The organism is Hymenobacter metallilatus, assembly GCF_003944705.1.
In the GTDB taxonomy this organism is placed as follows: Bacteria; Bacteroidota; Bacteroidia; order Cytophagales; family Hymenobacteraceae; genus Hymenobacter; species Hymenobacter metallilatus.
Genome location: NZ_RWIS01000001.1, coordinates 162,433 through 184,798 on the forward strand (window position 1 = coordinate 162,433; position 22,366 = coordinate 184,798).

Genomic DNA, 22,366 nt, shown 5'->3' on the forward strand with positions numbered 1-22,366 from the left:
AAGAAGCCCGGGCCTCGTCCCGGGCTTCTTCTTTTTGCGTGCTATCCGTCGGCGCGCCGGGCCTGCCAGAGCTGGGCGGCCAGCAGCGCCAGTACCACGCCGGCCCCGGTCCAGAGCACGCCGGGTTCCGGGAGCCAGCGCACCAGCACCTCGTGCAGCAGCAGCAACCCCAGGCCAACGCCCAGCAGCTGCACCGCCCAGGCCCGTAGCGGCAGCAGCGCGGGCCACGGCTGGTTCAGCAGCCGGGCCGTGTGCCGGAGGTAGTAGCCCGCCTGCCACCAGGTGCTGACCACGAAAGCCAACGCCACACCGCCCAGCCCCAGCCAGCGGTAGAGCGGGTACATGAGCAGCAGGGCCAGCAGCAAATCGAGCACGGCCCCGGTAGTGATGATGCGGCCCTGACCCTTGTGCTGCAACAGGGCCGTGAAGTTGTAGGCCCGCAGCGGAATAACCAGGGAGGACAGCAGAAACAGCGGCACGGCCGCATCGTAACGGTGGGCAAACACGACGCCGAACAGCTCCCGCCGGAACAGCACCAGAAAAAAGAACAGCGGAAACACCAGCCGCCCCAGCAGCGTGGCCGTTGCTTTCAGGAGCTGTACCCGCTCCGCATCCGATACGTTGGGCTCGTGGAAGTGCAGCAGCAGGGCGCTACCGGCTGCCCCCAGCAGCAGGGGCAGAAACGGTACGTCGAGGGTGCCATTGAAGTAAAGCGCAAACAGGGCAGCCGGCAGCAGTAAACTTAGGGCCAGCTTATCCACCCACCGGAACAGAATCTGCACCACTTCGTTCAGGGCCGTGTGCAGCCATAGGTGGCGCAGGCCAACGGGTGGTGGTGTGCCCGTTTGATTCCGCCGGAACTGCTGCCGGGCCAGCCGGACCAGCAGCAGTAAGCGCAAGCCGTTGCCCAGCAGCAGCAGACCCATCAGCCACGAGCTACCAATGTGGTGCGTGGCCAGCAACCCATGGCTCAGGGCAAACAGTCCGGCGTACCCGAAACTCACCAGCGCCACCGACCGAAACTGCCGCCCCAGCAGCGCATAGGCTTCCAGCACTGCCACCGGCACGTTCAGCAGCAGAAACAGCGCCACCTGCCATCCGGCAAACGGTGAGCCGGTATACCGCTGCGTCAGGAGTAGTACCAGCGCGTTCAGCCCAGCCCAGGCAGCCAACCCCAGCCACTGCTTCCGGTGCAGTTGCTCCGCCAAGCCGTTCACGGCAGCGGCCGGATACGTGAGCAGCACCGTGGGCAGGCCCAGGCAGGCCACCACGTGCAGCACCTGCCACTGTACCCAAAAACCCTGGTAACGCCCATACCAGGCCGGGGGCATTGTCCTTGACAGCCACACCAGCGCCAACACGCTGGCCAGTGTTGGCAGGAACCGAATGAGGAAGATAGAGGCGCTAGTGCCCAGCAGCGTGCTGCGCGTAGGTGCTGCGGGCTTGGGCATCACAGGCGGCGGGGTCAAGGTGACGGATAAGACGGGCGGGGTTGCCGGCCAGCACGCAATAGCCCGCCGGAAAGCTGCGCGTTACCACGGCCCCGGCCCCTACCACGGTAAAGTCGCCCAGCTCCACGCCCGGCAGCACTACGGCCCCCATACCCAACCAGCAGAAATTCCCAAGGCGCAGCGGGGCGGCCGGCAGCCGTTCGGCATTGGCTACGGCATCATGATTAGCCGAAATCAGCCCCACGTGCGGGCCCAGGTTGGTAAAGTCGCCTACTTCCACGCCGTTGTCGGCGTTGATGTACACCCCGGGCGAATCGCCGGGGAAGGAGCCGCGGCCGGCCCGGAGCCGCTCGGGGCTGCGGATGGTGCTGGTGTGGTGTACCGCCCACCGCACACCTGCGTTCTGGCGCAGAACTTTTCGAAACAGCGCATCCAGCACATAAAAGCTCCACGGCATCTCCGGCCGCAGCCCCAGCACACGCTTCATGAGTTATGGATGATGAGTTATGAGTTATAAGAGTTGAGTTGTTGAATTATGAGAATTGAGTCGGCAGGTGTGAGGCTGTATAAAAAGAAAATCATTCATCATTCATCATTCATCATTCATCATTCATCATTCATCATTCATCATTCATCATTCATCATTTATCATTCAACTAATCGGCACTTTGCGCAGAATGGCCTCAATCATATCCTGGGTGCGGATGCCGTCGGCCTCGGCTTCGTAGTTGAGCAGGATACGGTGATTGAGCACGTCGGCGGCTACCTCCTTGATGTCTTCGGGCAGCACGTAGTCCCGCTCATCCAGGTAGGCCACGGCCTTGGCGGCGCGGTGCAGGGCTATGCTGGCCCGGGGGCTCACCCCAAACTGCACGTACTGCTGAAACTCGGGCAAATCATACTCGGCGGGCTTGCGGGTGGCAAAGACCAGCTCGATGATGTACTTCTCCAGCGTTTCCGAAATCTGCACCTGGTTTATCTGCTGCCGGATACCGAAGATGTCTTCCTTGGTCAGCACCGGGTTTACCTCGCCCACGTAGCTCATGTTGGCCATGCGGCGCATCACTTCCAGCTCATCGGCTTTCTTGAGGTAGTCGACGTGTATCTTCATCATGAAGCGGTCTACCTGTGCCTCGGGCAGCGGGTAGGTACCCTCCTGCTCCACCGGGTTTTGGGTAGCCAGTACCAGAAACGGCAAATCCAGCGGATACGTGGTTTCGCCAATGGTTACCTGCTTTTCCTGCATGGCTTCCAGCAGGGCACTCTGCACCTTCGCCGGGGAGCGGTTCACCTCGTCGGCCAGCACCAGATTGGCGAAGATGGGCCCCTTCTTTACCTCAAATTCTGACTGGTTCTGGTTGTAAATCATGGTGCCCACTAGGTCGGAGGGCAACAGGTCGGGGGTGAACTGTACCCGCTGGAAGTGCAGGTGCAATACCCTGGATAAAGTACTGATGGTAAGAGTTTTGGCCAGGCCCGGCACGCCTTCCAGCAGAATATGACCACCGGTGAACAGCCCAATCAGCAGCCGGTTCAGCATGTAGTGCTGGCCTACTACCACCTTGCCCACCTCGGCAAACACCTGCTTGATTTTCTGCGGATAATCGGGAGCCGAACCAGACTGTGGAGGCATCATATGGAAGCAAAACAGATAGAACGAGCTTAAAGGTAGAAAAACGGGGCCATTAGCCGGTTGCTGCCCCGCCCCCCCTTTGGCATCTGCTGCCGTTGACCGTCCAGCCCTGGCTGGACCATTGATTTATTTTATAATAAAATCTTTATTATTTATGATATAAACTATAAAGATTTTCTATCTTCAACGCCTTGAGCTGCTGATTCCGTGCGTTGCCGCCCAGTGTGGCCCTTCCTCCCCGCTACTTTTCCAGTAGCCCTGCCTGCTGTTCTGCCCTGTTTCGACTCCGGTCTTCGGCTGGTTATGGCTTCCAGCATTTTCTGTACCCTTTATCCCACCTTTTCCTATGAAAGCACTTGTCCTGTTTCTATGCCTTTTGAGCAGTTATGCCGCCCATGCCCAGGCTACCTGGCAATGGGTAAACCAGCTCCACAGTACCACCGGGGCCGTTTCGGCCAAGAGTGTGGCCGCCGATGGTTACGGCGGCAGCTTCGTTACGGGCTCATTCCAGGGCACCATTCGCTTCAACCAGCTTACACTCACCAGCCGGGGCCAGCGCGACCTGTTTGTGGTGCGCTACGATGCGGCCGGCCGGGCGCTGTGGGCCGTGCAGGTGGGTCAGAACCCGGCCGTGCAGTCGTTTTACCAGAGCACGGCCGCCGGCGCCGATATTGCCGTGGATGCGGCCGGCAATGCCTACGTGGTGGGTAATTTTACAGGCACCTTATCCTATGCGGGTGGGGCGCTGCAGAGCTTCAGCGAGGGATTTAACACCGGGCTGGTGCTCAAGCTCAACGGCCGGGGACAGGTGCAATGGGCCCAGCGCTTCGGCATTACGCAGTTCGGCTGCTACGGCTACGCCATTGCCACCGATGCGGCCGGCAACAGTTACATCACGGGGCAGTCGGACTACGGCAATATCCAATTCGGCAACCAGGTGTACGGACCCGGCAGCCGGCGCGTGATGTACGCGGCCTGTTACCGCCCCACCGGCACCGTGGCCTGGGCGCAGCTGTCTTCCAACTTCTCCACCTACGGGGCCAGCGGCGCCGATGTGGCCCTGGATGGCCGTGGCTCCTGCTACGTGGGCGGTTTCTTCAACAACGACATGACGCTGGCCGGCACCTCCGTAACCACCGTGGGGGCCGACTCCTACCTGGCCAGCTTCAATGCCGTATCGGGGGGCTTGCAGTGGCTGCGGCAGGGCGGCGGCACCGGTACCCCAACCGCCAACAACAGCACCCATCTTAGCACACTGGCCACCGACCGGCTGGGCAACGTATACGCGGCCGGTGATTTTTCCGGCACCAGCTCGGTGGGCGGCAAGGTAGTTACCGCCGTGGGTCAGTCGGATATATTTCTGGCGCGCTACACGCCGGCCGGGGCGGTGCAGTGGGTGAAAACCACCGGCACCAGCGCCCCCGAGTACAGCACCGCCCTGGTAACTGATGCCGCCGGCTACACCACCCTGCTCGGCCGCCGGCTCACGCCCAGCTACGACTCCCGCCTGCTGCTACACAGCTTTCAGCCCGATGGCAGCGCGTACTACGCCGATGTACTGGGCACCAGCGGCAGCTGCGCCGGCAACCGCCTGGCCCAGCAGCCCGATGGCCAGCTGTACCTGACCAGCGACGTGAGCGGTAGTGCCTCGTTCGGCTCCACCACGGTGCAGGTTCCCAGCGGTACAGATGGGGTAGTGGGCAAATTTCGTATTCAGGTACCGGCCGTGGGCGGAGGCCGGCCGGGGTTTGAGGTGTTCCCGAATCCGGCCCGCGGCCGGCTGGTGGCCCGCCTCTCCTGGGCCCGGCCCGGTATGCCTTTGGAGGGCCAGGCCCTGCTGAGTACTACCCTGGGCCGGGTTGTAGCCTCCGCGCCCCTGCAGGCCAACAGCGCTGTGCAGTCACAGGCGGTTTTCGATGCCTCAGCCCTACCTGCCGGCTTGTACGTGGTACAGTTTCGTACCGCCGACGGTATGAGTCACACCCAGAGCGTGGAAGTAAAATAACCAGGCCGATCCTAGGTAACGGGCAGCACCGGGTTGGCATCACCGGGCGGGGTAAGCGGCGGCGCGTCCAGCTCCCGGGGGTGGTCGTCGAGGCCGGTTTCCCGGTGGGCCGCGAAATACTGCGCCAGCGCCTTTTCGCCCACCAGCCAGAATACCACCGGCGTCACGATGATATCGAGGAAGGTAGAGGATAGCAGGCCGCCGAGGATGACGGTGGCCACCGGGTAGAGGATTTCCTTGCCGGGCGCGTCCTTGGCCAGCGTGAGCGGCACCAGGGCCAGGGCCGCCACCAGGGCCGTCATCAGCACCGGCACCAAGCGCTCCAGAGAACCCCGGATCAGCATTTTTTTGCCGAACTGCTCCCCTTCGTGCTCTATCAGATGGATGTAGTGCGAAATCATCATGATGCCGTTGCGGGAGGCAATGCCGGTGAGGGTGATGAAGCCCACCAGTGAGGCAATGCTGAACGTGCCGCCCGTGAGCAGCACCGCCACCACCGAGCCAATCAGGGCCAGTGGAATATTGAGCATAATCTGGCCCACCATCCAGGAGGACTTAAAGTGCGAGAACAGCACCAGGAAGATGCCGGCCAGTGAAAACAGGCTCAGCCACAGAATCTTCTGGGAGGCCGACTGCTGGCTCTCGAACTGCCCGCCGTAGGTGAGGTAGTAGCCCGGCGGCAGCTTTACCTGCTGGCTGACTTTCTGCTGAATTTCCTTTACCGTGGAGCCCAAATCCCGCTCGGCCACGTTCAGCGAGATGGTGATGCGGCGCTGGGTGTTTTCGTGGTTGACGGTATTAGGGCCGGGCTCGTACACCACGTCGGCCACCTGGCTCACCGGAATCAGGGCCCCGCTGGGGGTTTCGATGCGGGTCTGGCTGATGGCGGCCATATCGTTGCGCTGGGATTCGGGCAGCTTCACTACTAGGTCGAAGCGCTTCTGCCCGTCGAGCATCTGCGACACCACCGCGCCCTGAAACAGGGTTTCCAGGTCCTGCACTACTTCGCCGCGGGCCATGCCGTAGGCGCGCAGGGCTTCATCGCGGGGCCGGATGAGCAGTTGAGGAATCTGCACCTGCTTTTCTACCTGCAAATCTACCACGCCCGGCACCGTGCCGGCGGCGGCGCGCACTTCATTGGCGTAACGGCGCAGCTCCAGCAAATCATTGCCGAATACCTTGATGGCTACCTGGGCCCGCACACCCGACAAGAGGTGGTCGAGGCGGTGGGAAATGGGCTGACCGATATTCACGTTTACGCCCGTAATCAGGCTGAGCTTCTGGCGCATGTCGGCCAGAATTTCGTCGCGGCTGCGCATGGTTTTGCCTTCCTTCTCCAACTCTTCCTCGGTCTTAAAAGCCACCTCAATTTCCGAGTTGTTCACCGATTCGGCGTGCTCGTCCAGCTCGGCGCGGCCGGTGCGGCGGGCCGTGTAGGCCACTTCCGGAATCCGGAGCATCTGCTGCTCGCCTAGCGTACCCAGGCGGTTGCTCTCGGCGAGTGAGGTGCCGGCGGGGGCCGAGAAATTGACCGTGAGCGAGCCTTCGTTGAAGGGCGGCAGAAACTCGGTGCCGAAAAACGGGATAAGGGCCATGGCCGCCACAAATAGTGCCCCGGTAACTCCCAGTATGGCTTTAGGATGCCGCAGGCCCCAGTCCAGCAGGCGGGTGTCCTTCATTTTCAACCAGCGCACCAGCGGCCCGTCGGTTTCGGGGTGGTCCATCTGTTTCATCTTCGGCAGCAGGTAGTAGCACAGCACCGGCGTTACGGTGAGCGACACGAACAGCGAGGCCACGATGCTGGTGATATAGGCAATGCCCAGGGGCGCGAAAATGCGGCCTTCCATGCCCTCCAGCGCAAACAGGGGCAAAAATACCAGCACCACAATAATGGTGGCGTACACAATGGAGTTGCGCACTTCCGAGGAGGCCGCGTAAATCACCTGGAGCACCGGCTGAGGCTGGGCCTTTCGCCGGTTTTCGCGCAGGCGGCGGTACACGTTTTCCACGTCCACAATGGCGTCGTCGACCAATTCGCCGATGGCAATGGCCAGGCCGCCCAGCGTCATGGTATTGATGCTGATGCCCGCCGCGCGGAACACCAGCGCCGTAACCAACAAGGACAGCGGAATGGCCACCAGCGAAATGAACGTGGTGCGCACGTTCAGCAGGAAGGCAAACAGCACGATGACCACCAGAATGGCGCCGTCGCGCAGCGCCTCCTCCACGTTGCTGATCGAGGACTCAATAAACTCTGACTGCTTGAACAGCCGCGTGTTCACCTGCACGTCTGGGGGCAGGGAAGGCTGCAGCTCCACCAGGGCTTTTTCCACGGCTTCGGTGAGGCCCACGGTGGCGGCGCCGGGCTGCTTCTCGATGCTCAGAATCACGGCCGGGCGGCCGTTTACGCTCCCGTCGCCGCGCTTGAAGCGGGCCCCGAACTCCACCTTCGCCACCTCGGCCACCCGGATGGGCGACTGGTCGCGGTAGCCTACAATGATGTTTTCGATATCCTGCACCGAGCGTAGGCGGCCCAGGTTGCGGATGAGCACCTCCGAGCCGTTGCGGTCGAAGAAGTTGCCGGTGGTGTTCAGGTTGGACTGCCGCAGGGCTTCTTCCACCTGATTCACGGTGAGGCCGGTGGCATTCAGGCGGGGCATATCCAGCAGCACCTGATACTGCAGGTTGTCGCCGCCGATGGGAATGACCTGGGCCACGCCAGGAATGCTGAGCAGGCGCTGGCGCACGGTGTAGTTGGCCAAGGTGCGCAGGTCGGCGGCGTTGGTTGGTTGGTGGTTGGTTGTTGGTTGTTGTCCGTTACCAGCAGCTGACTTCGTTTGGGGAGTAACATCAGCTTCTAACTTCTGACCTCTCGCTTCTGACTTCTCATCAATTGACGTCGAAAGCCCCACCAGCATAATCTGGCCCATAACGGAGGAAATGGGCCCCAGTACTGGCGTAATGCCTTGAGGAAGCTGCTCCCCAGTAGTTTGCAGCTTCTCGCTCACAATCTGGCGGGCCGTGAAGATGTCGGTGCCGTAGTCGAACTCCACGAACACCATGCCCAGGCCAATGGCCGAGTTGGAGCGCACTGCCGACACGCCGGTGGCGCCGTTCAGGGCCGTTTCCACGGGCAACGTCACCAGGGCTTCCACTTCTTCGGGAGCCATGCCGGGCGCTTCCAGAAACACGGTCACGCGGGGCCGGTCCAGGTCGGGCAGCACATCCACGGGCAATTGGCGGGCCGTGTACGTGCCGGCAATCAGGAGGCCCAGGGCAAAAGCCAGCATCAGCAGCCGGTTCTGCAGGGCAAAACGAATTATCTTATCAAGCATCGGTTCTAGAGCGCAAAGAGGAACGAGCGGAGCACCCGGGGTGGTGCCTGGCTGCTGAATCAAGAGTGGCCGGGCGGCTGACCGTTAAGGCCCACACTGCCTTATTTCTTGGTTCGGGGCGTGCGGGCAGAGGTGTGCGTACTCAGTATCTGCCACCGACCGGCGGCGTTTTTGCGCAGCACCGACGTCGCTACCCCCCGGCGTACAATAGGGGCTTTAGCCTGCTTGTCCTGGGGGCCTTTCCTAAGGTCGATGGTGTAGGTATAGGTTTCCGTCGCAAAGGCGTAAGAACCATCTACCTGCACCTGAGACTTATAGTCACTGAAGGTGAAAGCACTGAACTCCTTGAGCTCGGGGGCCAGGTGGTGCGCCGCGTAGTGCCGATACGTACCCTCCACCCCACCCGACTCAAACACCTGCGAGTTGGCCGTAAAGAGGTGGTGTGTGCCCGTAGTATCAAGCTTCTGCACAGCCTGCTGGTACTGAGTCAGCACGGCTTTCACGGCAGCCTCGTCGGCAGTTACCGGAGCCGTCTGGGCCCGGGCCGCTGCGCCGGCCAACAGCAGAGCACCGCCGAGTAGTGCTACAGCCTGTTGGTTTGGGAGGGGAAAGCAGGAAAATATCATGAAAGAAGTCGGTTATTACTGATTGAGGTAGATGGACTTGAGCTGGTAGGTACCGGCCGTTACCACCCGGTCGTTTTCGTTTACCTGGCCCTGCACCAGTACAGTCTGCTGGCCGCTGATGGCCCCAGGCTGCACATAGCGAATCTTGAACCGCTCGGGCTCGGTGTGCACAAATACCACCGGCTTGCCATTAAGGTCGGTGATGGCCGTGGTGGGTACCACCAGCTGGGGAGTACCCCCTCCGGCCTGACCGACTACCTGCACGTTCACGGCCTGGCCGGCACGGTAGGCACTACCCGCCGGGGCATCCAGCTCCAGCACCAGCTGCCGGGCCTGGTTCACGGGGTTTACCACGTTGCTGAACACTACCAGCCGGGCCGGCACACCGGCCTGGCCCTGCAACCCCTCCACCCGAAACTGCGCGCCGGGCGTGACTTTGGCCAGATCCTGGGCAAACACCTGGGCTTCCACGCGCAGCTTGCCGGGGTTGATGACCCGGAACAGCTCGTCGCCCTGATTGACCTGCTGGCCCACGGCCAGACTAAACACATCCACGGTGCCACTTACCGGGGAGGTAATAGTCACGCGCCGCTGCTGGGCCTGCCCGTTGTAGATGGCTGCGTTCTGGCGGGCTTGGCGCAGGCGCAGCTCGGCGGCTACCACATCTTTGCGGGCGGCAATGTCGGCAATGCTCTGCAGGCGGGCATAGTCCTGTTGGGCGGCGCGCAACTCGGCCTGGGCGTTGGCCCGCTCGGTGCTGAGGCCAATTTGCTGGGTAGCATCCAGCGTCTGCTCGATGACGGCCAGCGTCTGCCCGGCCCGCACGGCCTGGCCCACCTGCGCGGCCAGGCTGACGATGCGCCCGGTCTGAGGCACCACAATGCGCCCTTCGCCTCCGGCCGCCGCCGATACCGTGCCGTAGAGCGTAGCCCGGCTGTAGGTGGTGGAGTAGGCGGCCAGCTGGGTGCGCACCTCGAACAGAAACTGGCTTTCCTTGGGCAGCAGCACCTCGTCGGTGAGGGCCACGCCGGTGCTGGCTTTAGCGGTGCCGCCGTGGTCTTCGCCCCCGTGGGCCTGCACCAGGCCGGGTGGGGGCAGCAGCACCGTCAGCACGAGGCCGGCGGCGGCGGTGGCGACCAGAAACTTATGCGTGGTTTTCATGGGCAGCGGCAGTAGTAGAAGTGGAAACAGAAGCAACCGCCCGGCGGCGCATAAGCAGGGCCGTGAGGCCAATACCCAGCCCGAAGGCCCCAAGCAGGGCGGCAATGGTTTTCCAGGAGGAAAAAAGTCCGGCAGTGGCTGCCACCGGCGCTTCGACTACGGGCAGCTTCTCCCCCACCTTAATGCCTTCGAGTAGTACCAGGTCAGCCCGCTCCCCGGCCACGATGTTTGCCGCGAAGCTGTAGGCTTTATCGGCCGGAAACTCTCCTTCCACCAGGTAGATACCGGGCTCCTGCTCCGTTACGGCCCATTTCAGCGCCGCGTCTTCGGGGTTGGTGAGCGTGAGTTTGGCGCCTCTGATGGGGGCGTTGGTGGCGTAATCGGAGAGGAACAGGCGCAGGTCGGCGGGTTGGCCGCCTTCCAGAGGCTCGTAGCGCAGCAGTACCTCAAACTGTTCGGAAAGGGCCGCCACGGAAAAAGACGTGGCCCCGGCTGCAGTTGGGGCTTTGGCCGCGTCGCCGTGGTCTTCGCCCCCGTGGGCATAGGCCGTGCCGGTCAGCAGCAGGCTCAGCAGCAAAAAGAGTAGCTGTTTCATGTTATTCGCCCCGCAGGTAGTTGAGTTCGATGAGGGCCTGGCGGTAGTCACGGATGGTCGTCAGGTAGGTGTTCTGGATGGCAAAAGCCTGGTTCAGACTCAGGATCAGCTGCAGGTAGCTGGCTTCTCCGGCCTGAAACAGGCGCTGCGACTGGCTGATGATGGCCCGCGACTGAGGCAGGCCGGTTTGCTCGTAGTAAGCCAGAGAGGCCGAGAACTTGCGCGTGTCGGCCAGGGCCTGCTGGTACTGGCTGCTGAGCTCCAGGCGCTGGGTCTGCAGCTGGTAGCTGGCCGCCTGGGAGCGGGCCGTAGCCGCCTGTAGCTGGGCGCGGTAGGTCCAGAACCATACGGGCACCGACACCCCAAACTGAAAGCGGTAGCGGAGCGCCGAGTTTTCAAACGCCTGGTTCTGGTAGCCCAGCGTGAGGGCCGGGGTGCGCCGGGCCCGCACCAGGCTAATGCCCGACTGGCTCAGGGCCACGTTCTGGGTGGCGGCGGCCAGGGTAGGGCTGCGCACCAGGGCGGCACTGTCTTCGGTGGGCAGGCCGCCGAGCAGGGCCGTGCCGGTTTGGGCCAGCTCCGGTCCACTACGGCCCAGGTCGGTGCTGGTGGCCAGGGCCGCGGTGGGGCGGCCCAGCAGTAGCCCCAGCCGGCGCTGAGCGGCCTGTTGGTCGGCGGTGGCCTGTTGCAGCAGCACGGTTACCTGCCGGGCTTCGGCGTCGGTGCTGATGCGCTGCAGGGAGGTGACTTCGCCGGCCGTAAACAGCCGTTCCGTAGCCAGGCGTAATGCCCGAAACAGGCTGTCCTGGTAGGTGAGCTGGCGCACCTGGGCCTCGGCAAACTGCAGCGCCAGGTAAGCCAGGCGGGTATCGCGCAGTACCGTGGCCCGGCTCACGTCCTGGTTGCGCTCGGCCAGCGTTACGCCGGCCTCGGCCACCTGCCGCTGCCGCCGGTACACGTTGGGCAAATCGATGGTTTGCACCACGCCCGGGGCCCACATTTCGCCCGTAGGGGCCGAGAACAGAAAGTCCGGGTTGGCGGGGGCAAAGGAACCCCGCTTCAGGGCGCGCTGCTCCTCAATCTCCTGGGCCGACTGCCGCAGCCGGGGGTGGCGGCGCAGGGTCTGGGCCTCGGCGCTGTCCAGGCTGATAACGGTTTGGGCCCGCGCCCCAACCAGGCCCGGCCCTACCAGCAGCCCTACCACCGCCAGCCACCGGCGCAGCCCATAGGGTATTCTCAACGACTTCATACAATCAGGATAAAAACCAGCCCAGGGGCCGCCCGCCGCGGCAAGCGGCCCGGCCAGAGCAAAACCGGCTGCCCGCCAGGGCAACCTCCGCCTCCTACTTTTTCACGAGGGCCATGCCGCAGGTGGGGCAGCTGCCGGGCTTGGTGCTGGCGCTGCCGGCGCAGCCCATTGGGCAGGCGTAGCTCACGGCTTTTGCCTTGGCGGCGGTACTGGCCAGCTTATCGAAGCGGGCGTTAATAGTTTCGCTGCCCCGACGCAGGGTGATAATGGCCGTGGTGGGGGTAGCGCCGGCCGGCAGGGTACCACGCAGCTGGTCGGCGGCCGGCGTGAGAGCCACGGAGGTAGTTTTGCCGCCCTGCTGCACCATAGCCGTGCCCGTTAGGCCCGTGGTGGGCTGGGTTTTCTCCTGGCCATCGAGCAGGTACACGGTCATCTGGCCGGCTTTAACCACCAGCTCCACATGGTACTTGCCCGCCGTGCGCACAATGCCTCCGTGCGGGGCCGAGTGAGCATGGGTTTCGCCGGCGGCATTGTGGCCGTGACCGGCCGCGCCGGGCTTGTGCGTGTGCTGGGCCGAGAGGGTCAGCGGTGCGGCCAGCATTAGGGCGGCCGCAAACAGGTGCATCAGTTTCATAAAAAAGAGGTAAAAAAGGGAGATTGAACGGGAACCAGAGGCTACTTAGCCGCCGGGCTACATCTTATCGGCGTTCTGCTGGTGCCACTCCTTGAACTGCTGGATTTCCTTCTGCTGAGCGTTGATAATCATCTGCGCCATTTCCTTGAGCTTGGTGTCCTTGCCGTGGGCCAGTTCGGCCCGGGCCATATCCACGGCGCTTTGGTGGTGCAGGGTCATGAGCATATTGAAGTTCATGTCTGGGTTGGCTACGGGCTGGGGCATGTTCTGCATCATCACGTCCATGGAAGCCTTCATCTTGCTGGTGAAGGGGTCAGCAGGGTTGTTGGGCTGGTAGTTGGTGGGGGCGTTATCGAGGCGGGTGGCCGCAGCTTCCAGCGCCGTTATTTCCTGCTGCTGGTCGGCTTTAATTTTTTCGGCCATGCGGCGCATGGTAGCGTCTTTGCCGTCGCGCAGCTCCAGGTCGGCCATTACCACCGCGCCTTTGTGGTGCTCCAGCATGTGGTAGGCAAAGTCGTGGTCGGTGTTGCCCTTGGGCTTGGTGGCGTGCATCTTCTGCATCATCTCGTTCATGGCCACCAGCTGGGGGGAGCCGCCGGCCGCCGCGCTGTCGTGGCCCATGGCCGCGTGGTCCATGCCGGCCATGTCGTGGGCCTCCGCAGCGGCGCCGGTTTCAGTCGTCGTGGCCGACGACCCGGTGGTTTTATCGGGGGTGCAGCTGGTGGTCAGAAGGGTACCTGCACAAAAGGCGGCGAGGAAAAAAGCAGACTGTTTCATGGGTTGAGTGGTAAATGGCTGGTTGTTTGTGGATGGTTGCCACCTGCACGTTGTTAGTTGTTAGTCAGATTTTTAACAAGAACCCGACAACTGACAACGAGCAACTGACAACTCAGATGAAAATGAGCACTAGGCCTTCACGTTGATGGTGAAGTCGCCGGTGTGGATTTTGCCCGCGTGGTTAAACTGCAGGAACACGCGGTAGAGGCCGGGCTTCTCGAAGTTGGTATTGAAGCCGATGTTGGGGCCTTTGTCGGCCTGCTCGTTGGGGTGCACGTGCAGGTAGTTCTCGGTATCCTCGCTAATGACCACCACGTGGCCCAGGGCCCCGAGGTAATTGGCCAGGTCCGTCACGGGCTGTCCGTCTTTACTGATGTTGATTTTCATGCCCAGCAGCTGGCCCACTTTCAGCTCCTTGTCAAAGGAAAGGGTGGCCTGGTAGCCGTCCTGCTGCCACTGCATGTCGTCGTTTTTGAACTTGACCGGAGCATAAGCCGGGCCCGCCACCGTGAGCGGCTGGCGGCCCAGCTGGTGGCCCGAGCCGGTGGGCGTATAGTCCTGAAATAGCACGTAGTCGCCGCCCTTCGGGAAGGTGTACTGCACTTTGTAGTCGCCCTGGGCAGTATACTCGGGGTGCTCGTGATAGAACTGGCCCAGGTCTTTGCTGACGATGATGAGGTGAATCTTCTTCTCGTGCACTACGGCCAGGGGCACGGGGGCTGCTTCGTTACCGGTTTCCACGGGCATGAAGGCTAGGGTGACGGGCTGCCCGGCTGTTACCTGCGCGGGTGTGGGCACCAGCTTCATCTGGTAGGTTTTGCCGTTGCTCACCTGGTCATTGTGCTCCAGGTTCATGCCGCACTTGGGGCACTTCTGGCCCTCTTTGGTGCTGGTTACCTCTGGGTGCATGGGGCAGGCATAGGTGTGGCCGCCGCTGTGGTCGGCGGTGCCTTCGGCCGGGCCGTTGGTGGGAGTGGTAACGGCAGAGGTGGCACTGCTGGAAGCTGAATCGGAGGAGCAGTTGGCCGTGGTGAGCAGGCTGGCCACGGCCAGCAGAGAAAGTGGTAGGCGGTACATAACAGGAAAATGGGGGGGGGTGAATACAGAGCAGCCCGGCAAAAAGCCGTTCAAAGCTGCGCCCCGGAAACCGGGGCCTGGCTCCAGGGCCATTGCTACCCGGCCTCCGTGTCAGCACGGAGGCCGGCCGCAAAGCCGGGCCGATGCAAAGGGCGTGAGCAGCCCGGCTCAGAAGCGGAGTTCACCGGAACCGGAAATCAGGAGGAAAGCGTGGGCGCAAAACAGCGCGGCAGGACACACCATAGCAAAGGCCCGCCCCGGACATAGCACAGCTATGCCAGGACGAGCCTTGGGCGCGTCAATAACTCAGACCGTCAGGGACTGAATAAAAATCCGGATGTCGGGGATTTTGGGCGGCAGATGCTCCCGGGGCACCAATACTACCGCGTGAGTACGGTCCCAGTGGCCGGCGGCCGGCCGGAACAGGAAGTCGTGGCGGGCGGGCAGAAGAGCCGGGGCGGCGGAAAGCAGGTGTTTTTCGCCGGGTGCCGTAAGCGACTTAAGCACAGCCACCGAGCTGTCTTTGCAGCAGGAATCCTGGCCCGATGACTTAGACGTATGATGGCCGTGGGTGCCCTGGGCTTTGGCCGATTTCTGCTGGGCCGGTGCCTTTGCGTGGCCGTGGCAGCCCGGATGAGCGGGTTTCGGGGCCAGCGCCTGCGCAGTGGGCGCAGTGGGCCCTGGCTTGAGCGTAGCGCACCAGCACTGGCCCACCAACACGTTGACGAAGACGAGCAGGAAGCTCGTCGACAGCAAACGGCGTAAGGGAAACAGGCTACGGAACATAACAGGCGCTAAGCAACTGCAAAACTACGCTTCTGCTCAGAAAGTGCAGAGCATAAGTACTACTATTAATCAGCAGAAAGGGTTTCACCCTGGGGCGCACCTGTCACCGGCTCGTCGTCAGAATACTATTTACCACTTTGCCAGGGGTGATTTTCACATTTCCCCGTCTAGGCAAGCGCAGGCACACAGCCCCAAATTATGCAAGTGCGCCGCCCAAGTTTTGTAGCTGCGCGGCAGGAGGCTCCGGTACAAATTATGCAGGTTTTCGGGAAGGATTTCGTACCAACCCTGCCCGGTGGATGCCGTTCCTTTGCAAGTAGGTTGTGAGACCCGGCTGCCGGTTGCGGCTGGCCGGATGCCCCCGCCCCCTCCCGTATATGGAACCAACCACCAAAACCGAAACCCTCGATATTGAAGGCATGACTTGCGCCTCCTGCGCCGCCTTCGTTGAGAAGTCCCTGACGCGCACGCCCGGCGTACAGCGGGCCATGGTCAACTTCGCCACTGAAAAGGCCACCATCGACTACCTCCCGGCCCAGGCCAGCCCCGCCACCCTCCGGCAGGCCGTGGTGGCGGCCGGCTACGGCGTAAGTGAGCGGGCCCCCGATACCAGCGCCGCCGACCGGCAGGCTGAAATAGACGAGCAGAAAGCCCGGGCCTACCAGAAACTCAAGCACCGCTTCTGGGTAGCGGCCGGGCTGGCCGCCGTCATCATGCCCCTGAGCATGCTCATGCTGTGGCCAGCTCTGCTGCAGCGCGTGAATATGCACTGGCTTAACTATGGCCTGCTCCTGCTTACCCTGCCGGTGCTGCTGTATAGCGGGCGGGAGTTTTATACCTCGGCCTGGAACGGCTTCCGGCACCGGGCGGCCAATATGGATACGCTGATAGCCGTGGGCACTGGGGCGGCCTTTCTCTACAGCCTGGCGGCTACCGTGGTGCCGGGCTGGTTTATGCGCCGGGGCATCATGCCCGAGGTGTACTATGATACCACGGCCACCATCATTGCCCTGATTCTACTGGGCAAGGTGCTGGAGCTACGGGCCAAAACCCAAACTTCGGCCGCCATCAAAGCCCTGATGGGCCTGCAGGCCAAAACGGCCCGGGTGGTGCGTCCCGATGGTCAGGAAGTAGACGTGCCCATTGAACACGTGCAACTCCACGACCTCATTGTGGTCCGCCCTGGTGAGAAAGTCGCCACCGACGGCCTCATCGAGGAAGGCCATTCGGCCGTGGACGAAGCTATGCTCACCGGGGAAAGCCTGCCCGTCGAAAAGAAAGCCGGCGACCCGGTGTTTGGGGCCACGCTCAATAAAACGGGCTCCTTCCGCTTCCGCGTGACCAAGGTAGGGGCCGATACCCTGCTTTCCCAGATTGTGAAGCTGGTGGAAGACGCCCAGGGCAGCCGCGCCCCCATTCAGCGCCTGGCCGATAAGGTCAGCGCCATCTTCGTGCCTAACGTGGTGGTCATTGCCATTCTCACGTTCGTGCTCTGGTTTGATCTGGCTCCGGTGGAAAGCCGCTTGCCGCTGGCGTTGGTCAACTTCGTGGCCGTGCTCATCATTGCCTGCCCCTGCGCGCTGGGCCTGGCTACGCCCACGGCCATCATGGTCAGCACCGGCAAAGGGGCCGAGCACGGCGTGCTGATTCGCAACGCCGAGGCACTGGAAAAAGCCTACCAGGTAACCACCGTGCTACTCGACAAAACCGGCACCATCACCCGCGGCGAGCCTACCGTCACGGATTTTGTGCCGGCGGCCGGGCAAGAGGTGGGCTGGCTGCTGCAGCTGGTAGCGGCAGTGGAGCGGCAGAGTGAGCACCCGCTAGCCGAGGCCGTGGTGCGCTACGCCGATTCTCAGCATACTGCCCTGATTCCGGCCACGGGTTTTCAGGCCATTGAAGGCAAGGGCGCGCAGGCCGTGGTAAACAGCCAGCCCGTGCTTATCGGCAACTTCCGCCTGCTCGAAGAAGCGGGCATCGGGCTGCCCCCAGCCCTGCGCCAGCATGCCGATGAGCTACTAGTTCAGGCCAAAACGGTGCTCTACGTGGCCGTGGCCGGCCAGGCGGCCGGTGTTATCGGGGTAGCCGATACCGTGCGCGAAACGTCGGCGGCGGCCATTAAGCGGCTGCAAAGCATGGGACTGGAAGTGGTGATGATGACCGGCGACAACCCCCAAACGGCCGCCCAGGTGGCCGGGCAGGTAGGCATCAGGCGCTACTTTGCCGAGGTGCTGCCCAGTGGCAAGGCCGGCAAGGTACAAGAGCTGCAGGCCGAAGGCCGCGTGGTGGCCATGGTCGGCGACGGTATCAACGATGCACCTGCCCTGGCCCAGGCCGACATTGGTTTGGCCATGGGCGGCGGCACCGACGTGGCCATGGAGGCAGCTGGCATCACCCTCATGCGCTCCGACCTGCGGGGCGTGGTGACGGCCATCGACCTCTCGCGCCAGACCATTCGTACCATTCGGCAAAATCTGTTTTTCGCCTTCATCTACAATGTTCTGGGCATCCCCATTGCGGCGGGCCTGCTGTATCCGGTCTTCGGTATCCTGCTTTCGCCCATGCTGGCGGCCGGCGCTATGGCCCTGAGTTCCGTTTCGGTACTTACCAACTCGCTGCGCCTGCGCAGCTTCTCCCCGCTTCAAAACTAGCCCCATGGATACCACCGAAATCATCGTGACCCTGGCCGGGCTGGCCCTGGCTGGGTTTGTAGTCTGGTACTTTTTCTTTTCCGCCCGCCAAACGGTCAGCGCCGTATCGTCGTCCGGCGGCATCCAGCAGGTGGACGTCACCGTCAAAGGTGGCTACTCCCCAGACGTAATTGAGGTGGAGCGTGGCCGGCCCGTGCAGCTGAGCTTCTACCGCGACGAGGATAACTCCTGCTCCGAGGAACTCCTGCTGCCCGACTTCAGCATCCGCCGCGACCTACCGGCCTTTAAAACCACGCTGGTAGAGCTGCTGCCTCAACAGTCCGGTACGTTTCCGTTTACCTGCGGCATGGGTATGCTGCGCGGCAGTCTGGTGGTAAAGTAAACACTTCATACTGGTTATGCGCCTCCCTCATTCGCCCTGGCCCATCCTAACGGTGGGTTACCCACCTCATAAACAAAAAACCTTCTCCACATTAAAGTAGAAAATGTTTGTACCAGAGACGGGACTTGAACCCGTACTTCCTTTCGGAAACGGCATTTTAAGTGCCGCGTGTATACCAATTTCACCACTCTGGCGGGTACTATTTTGCAACTGCTTTGTTTCTCCCCCGATAGGTTGCGGTTAAAGCATGGCAATTTGGGCAAAGTAAGCGCAAATTCTCGATTCTGTTGTCATCATGTACTCCATTGATGTGGTCTAATTCTAGCGGAATCAGTTGTTGACACCATTGAGTTAGCAGGCACGATGAGCACTTGCGTTCCAATAGACCGGCATTCAGCAACCTGTTTTTGAGCTTGAATGATTGATAGACAGAGCCTTTTACCAACAAGTCCGACAGGATAACTGCGGGCCGCAGTGGTTTATACCGCTCACCCTGATTCCACGCCTTCCCAGTGAAGTGCTCAATCCCTAACCCCAGCCGTTTGATACGGTCATGCACGGTTTTGTAGTTTCCACCAGCCGGTACCAGTCCTAGCCGCCCCAACACTTGGGCTACTGACAGACACCCGGCCACAATAGTGGCAAATTCTGCATCCGTAATTTTAGCCTTCATATTCTCTTACTCCTAGCGGGCCACTATAAGTGCTCTCGACTAAATGGGTCGCATGACAACTAGACTGGTGTAAAACAAAAAAAGGATGCTTCCGAAGAAACATCCTTTTTGAGCGGGAGACGAGGTTCGAACTCGCGACCTCGACCTTGGCAAGGTCGCGCTCTACCAACTGAGCTACTCTCGCTTTCGATCTTGGCGCCGTAATGGCGTTTTGATGTGACAAAGGTAGTACAGGAATCCTTGAAGTCAAGTGCCCACCTTAAAAAAAGAAGCTCAAGGTACGCCCGAAATACTCTGTCGGCTGATTTTCAGGCAGAAAAATTTCAATAAAAATATCCCGTTTCCTGTTCGCAGGAGGCTTCTGGTCACAGCTAGCCTCTTTTGGCACTGGCGTGTTCCCATACAAGTTAGAGGTAAACCGCGGCCGATAGCATAAGTATTACGCAGGCCAAGATAAACGGAGATTTCTACTTGCTACCCGCGGCCAGCTTTAGCTCGTTTAGTTTCAGCAGGGCCTCAATAGGCGTGAGCGTATTCACATCGAGGCGGTCCAGCAGCTCCCGGATTTTCTCCAGGGCTGGGTCGGTGGGCTCAAACATGCTCAGCTGCAGGCTGGGTCGGGGGGCCGAGTGCACTGCCGCTGCAGGCTGCGCCTTCGGGCCCTTAAGGCCTGTATCGGTACGGGTAGCGGAGGCGTGCCCGTTTAGCGGCACGACTTTGCCCCCGGCCTCATCTCCCAGCCCCGCCAGCACATCGTCGAACTCGGTGGTAGCGTCAGGATCCGCGCCGGCGGAAGTGCGCTCCTGCTCCAGGTGGTGCATAATTTCGTTGGCCCGCAGCACCACCGAAGCGGGCATGCCGGCCATACGGGCCACGTGAATGCCGAAGCTGTGCTCGGAGCCCCCCTCCCGCAGCTTGCGCAGGAACAGGATGCGCCCGTCGGCCTCTTTCACGGCTACGTTGTAATTGCGCACCCGCGGGCAGTCGTCGGCCAGCTGGTTGAGCTCGTGGTAGTGGGTGGCGAAAAGGGTTTTGGCGCGGGCTTTGGGCGAGTTGTGCAGGTGCTCCACAATGGCCCAGGCAATGCTGATGCCGTCGTAGGTGCTGGTGCCGCGCCCGATTTCATCCATCAATACCAGGCTCCGGTCGGAGAGGTTGTTGAGGATGGAGGCGGTTTCGGTCATCTCAACCATGAAGGTACTCTCGCCCTTGCTTAGGTTGTCGGAGGCGCCCACCCGGGTAAAAATCTTGTCGATGACGCCCACGTGGGCCGCGTCGGCGGGCACGAAGGAGCCAATCTGGGCCAGCAGCACAATCAGGGCCGTTTGCCGCAGCAGGGCCGATTTACCGGCCATGTTGGGGCCGGTAATCACCACAATCTGCTGCTCGTCCTGGTTGAGGCAGATGTCGTTGGGGATGTACTGCTCGCCGGGGGGCAGCTGGCGCTCAATTACGGGGTGGCGGCCAGCCTTGATGTCAAGATTAGTCGAATCGTCCACCACCGGCTTCACGTAGCGGTGCTGGCGGGCGGTGGCGGCGAAGGAAGCCAGGCAGTCGGCTACGCCAATGGCGCGGGCGTTCTGCTGAATCTGGGCCACGTACTCGGCGGCAAACAGCACCAGGTCGTTGTAGATTTTCTGCTCGATGACGAACAGCCGCTCCTCGGCGTGCAGGATCTTCTCCTCGTACACCTTCAGCTCCTCCGTGATGTAGCGCTCCGCGTTTACCAGCGTCTGCTTCCGGATCCAGGTGGTGGGCACCTTGTCCTTGTGGGCGTTGGTGACTTCGAGGTAGTAGCCGAACACCTTGTTATAGGCCACTTTCAGCGACGAAATACCAGTTTCCTGGATGGCCCGCTGCTGCAGCTGAAACAGGTAGTCCTTGCCCGAGAAGGCCATCTGGCGCAGCTCGTCCAACTCCCGGTCCACGCCGTCGTTCAACACCCCGCCCTGGTTAGTGAGAATGGGCGCATCGGGGCGGATTTTGGTCTGGATTTCCTCGCGCAGGGCGGCGCAGGGGTTGAGTTGGTCGGCCAGCTTTTGCAAGGCGCGCACGCCGGAAGCGGCCAGCTGCTCCCGAATGGGCCCAATAGCCTCCAGCGCCCGGGCCAGCTGCAGCAGCTCGCGGGGGTTGATGCGGCGCACGGCCACCTTGGAAATCAGCCGCTCCAGGTCGCCAATCTGGCGCAGGTGCTGCAGCAGGTTTTCCAGCAGCTCGGGAGTTTGCAGCAGAGCTTCCACCGTATCGAGGCGGCGCTGAATCTGAGCGGGCTCCTTCAGGGGCAGCACCACCCACTTGCGCAGCAGGCGGGCTCCCATGGGCGTCACCGTCTGATCCAGAATATCAATCAGAGGCACGCCGCCGGGGTGCTGGGGCTGCACCAGCTCCAGGTTGCGCACCGTAAACCGGTCGAGCCACACGTATTTGTCCTCCTCCAGCCGCCCGATGCTGCCGATGTGGCCCACGTCGGTGTGCTTGGTTTCGGCCAGGTAGTGCAGAATGCAGCCGGCGGCCGTAATACCCTCGCGCAGCCCGTCAATCCCGAAGCCTTTGAGGGACGTGGTGTTGAAGTGGCGGGTGAGCAGGTCGTAGCCGTAATCAAAGCCGAACACCCATTCTTCCAGGGCGAAGTGGCAGTAGTCGGGCCCGAAGTTCTCCTCGAAGTCGCGGCGGCTTTTCTTGCAGAACAGCACCTCGGCCGGCTGGAAGTTCTGGAGTAGCTTGCCCAGGTACTCCAGGGTGCCCTGGGCCACCAGAAACTCGCCGGTGCTGATGTCCAGAAACGAAATGCCGGCTTCCTGCTTACCCAGGTGCACGGCGCAGAGGTAGTTATTGCTCTTGCGCTCCAGCACGTTGTCGTGCAGGCTCACGCCGGGCGTCACCAGCTCGGTTACGCCCCGCTTCACCAGGCCCTTGGCCTGCTTGGGGTCTTCGAGCTGGTCGCAGATGGCCACGCGCTGCCCGGCCCGCACCAGCTTGGGCAGGTAGTTATCGAGGGCGTGGTGGGGGAAGCCGGCCAGCGGGGTTTCAGAGGCAGTACCCGCGCCGCGCTTGGTGAGGGTAATATCCAGAATGCGGGAGGCCGTGACGGCATCCTCCCCGAAGGTTTCGTAGAAGTCGCCCACCCGGAACAGCAGCACGGCCCCGGGGTACGTCTGCTTCAGCTGGTAATACTGCTGCATCAGGGGCGTATCGGCTACGGGCGCGGGGCCCAGGGAGCCATGCGTGCGGACGGGCTTTTTGGTGGAGTCGGCGGATTTGATTTTCACGGGGAAGTGTAGCGTAAGCTTTAGCTTGCGCCGTCAGAACGAATACAACTGCGTTTTAGCTC

At 61.9% G+C, this 22,366-nt stretch carries 16 protein-coding genes and 2 tRNA genes; 3 read left to right on the forward strand and 15 right to left on the reverse strand.

From position 1 onward, the window contains the following. Nucleotides 1–41: 41 nt before the first annotated feature. From EI290_RS00585 to EI290_RS00595, 3 genes are all read right to left on the reverse strand, one after another. Nucleotides 42–1,451, reverse strand: a complete 1,410-nt coding sequence (locus EI290_RS00585) for a hypothetical protein (protein WP_148103614.1) — start codon at nt 1,449–1,451, stop codon at nt 42–44. Then, nucleotides 1,405–1,938 carry an acyltransferase gene (locus EI290_RS00590; protein ID WP_125425596.1) on the reverse strand — a complete coding sequence of 178 codons (534 nt, stop codon included), beginning with the start codon at nt 1,936–1,938 and terminating at the stop codon, nt 1,405–1,407. Before EI290_RS00590 ends, EI290_RS00585 begins: the two co-directional genes overlap by 47 nt. 165 nt (nt 1,939–2,103) lie before the next feature. Continuing rightward, a complete protein-coding gene (locus EI290_RS00595; protein ID WP_246008807.1) occupies nt 2,104–3,087 on the reverse strand; it encodes an AAA family ATPase in 984 nt (327 codons plus the stop codon). A gap of 343 nt (nt 3,088–3,430) precedes the next feature. On the opposite strand from EI290_RS00595, the gene EI290_RS00600 reads away from it, so the two are divergent. Further along, nucleotides 3,431–5,089, forward strand: a complete 1,659-nt coding sequence (locus tag EI290_RS00600) for an SBBP repeat-containing protein (protein WP_125425598.1) — start codon at nt 3,431–3,433, stop codon at nt 5,087–5,089. 11 nt (nt 5,090–5,100) lie between these two features. Here EI290_RS00600 and EI290_RS00605 read toward each other — a convergent pair whose 3' ends face one another. The 9 genes from EI290_RS00605 to EI290_RS00645 all read right to left on the reverse strand — a co-directional run bounded on the left by EI290_RS00605 (nt 5,101) and on the right by EI290_RS00645 (nt 15,329). Beyond that, on the reverse strand, nt 5,101–8,424 hold the full coding sequence (locus EI290_RS00605) for an efflux RND transporter permease subunit (protein WP_125425600.1): 3,324 nt from the start codon (nt 8,422–8,424) through the stop codon (nt 5,101–5,103). A gap of 101 nt (nt 8,425–8,525) precedes the next feature. Then, nucleotides 8,526–9,050, reverse strand: coding sequence for a YybH family protein (locus EI290_RS00610; protein ID WP_125425602.1), 525 nt, complete (start codon nt 9,048–9,050; stop codon nt 8,526–8,528). Nucleotides 9,051–9,065: 15 nt separating this feature from the next. Further along, nucleotides 9,066–10,211, reverse strand: a complete 1,146-nt coding sequence (locus tag EI290_RS00615; RefSeq protein ID WP_125425604.1) for an efflux RND transporter periplasmic adaptor subunit — start codon at nt 10,209–10,211, stop codon at nt 9,066–9,068. Continuing rightward, nucleotides 10,195–10,806, reverse strand: a complete 612-nt coding sequence (locus EI290_RS00620; RefSeq protein ID WP_125425606.1) for a hypothetical protein — start codon at nt 10,804–10,806, stop codon at nt 10,195–10,197. The genes EI290_RS00615 and EI290_RS00620 overlap by 17 nt, the downstream gene beginning before the upstream one ends. Before the next feature lies 1 nt (nt 10,807). Then, a complete protein-coding gene (locus EI290_RS00625) occupies nt 10,808–12,055 on the reverse strand; it encodes a TolC family protein (protein WP_125425608.1) in 1,248 nt (415 codons plus the stop codon). A 94-nt stretch (nt 12,056–12,149) separates the two neighbouring features. Further along, nucleotides 12,150–12,689: a heavy metal-binding domain-containing protein gene (locus EI290_RS22260; RefSeq protein WP_185816777.1), complete on the reverse strand. Its 540-nt coding sequence runs from the start codon at nt 12,687–12,689 to the stop codon at nt 12,150–12,152. A 57-nt stretch (nt 12,690–12,746) separates the two neighbouring features. After that, nucleotides 12,747–13,466 (reverse strand): DUF305 domain-containing protein, encoded by a 720-nt coding sequence (locus EI290_RS00635; protein ID WP_125425610.1) that lies wholly within the window; start codon nt 13,464–13,466, stop codon nt 12,747–12,749. Between the two features lie 129 nt (nt 13,467–13,595). Then, entirely contained in the window at nt 13,596–14,543 is a 948-nt protein-coding gene (locus tag EI290_RS00640) for a heavy metal-binding domain-containing protein (RefSeq protein ID WP_125425612.1), read from the reverse strand. 306 nt (nt 14,544–14,849) lie between these two features. Further along, nucleotides 14,850–15,329 (reverse strand): hypothetical protein, encoded by a 480-nt coding sequence (locus EI290_RS00645; protein ID WP_125425614.1) that lies wholly within the window; start codon nt 15,327–15,329, stop codon nt 14,850–14,852. 377 nt (nt 15,330–15,706) lie between these two features. Between EI290_RS00645 and EI290_RS00650 the strand changes: the two genes are divergently transcribed. Both EI290_RS00650 and EI290_RS00655 read left to right on the forward strand, forming a co-directional pair. Then, nucleotides 15,707–17,980, forward strand: a complete 2,274-nt coding sequence (locus EI290_RS00650) for a heavy metal translocating P-type ATPase (RefSeq protein WP_125425616.1) — start codon at nt 15,707–15,709, stop codon at nt 17,978–17,980. Between the two features lie 4 nt (nt 17,981–17,984). Beyond that, a complete protein-coding gene (locus tag EI290_RS00655; RefSeq protein WP_125425618.1) occupies nt 17,985–18,362 on the forward strand; it encodes a cupredoxin domain-containing protein in 378 nt (125 codons plus the stop codon). Between the two features lie 110 nt (nt 18,363–18,472). Here EI290_RS00655 and EI290_RS00660 read toward each other — a convergent pair. The 3 genes from EI290_RS00660 to mutS form a co-directional block, all read right to left on the reverse strand. Then, a tRNA-Leu gene (locus EI290_RS00660) sits at nt 18,473–18,556 on the reverse strand. 590 nt (nt 18,557–19,146) lie between these two features. Next, a tRNA-Gly gene (locus EI290_RS00670) sits at nt 19,147–19,219 on the reverse strand. 283 nt (nt 19,220–19,502) lie between these two features. Beyond that, complete coding sequence (mutS, locus tag EI290_RS00675; protein ID WP_246008837.1) at nt 19,503–22,217, reverse strand: DNA mismatch repair protein MutS; 2,715 nt, start codon at nt 22,215–22,217, stop codon at nt 19,503–19,505. Between the last annotated feature and the right edge of the window lie 149 nt (nt 22,218–22,366).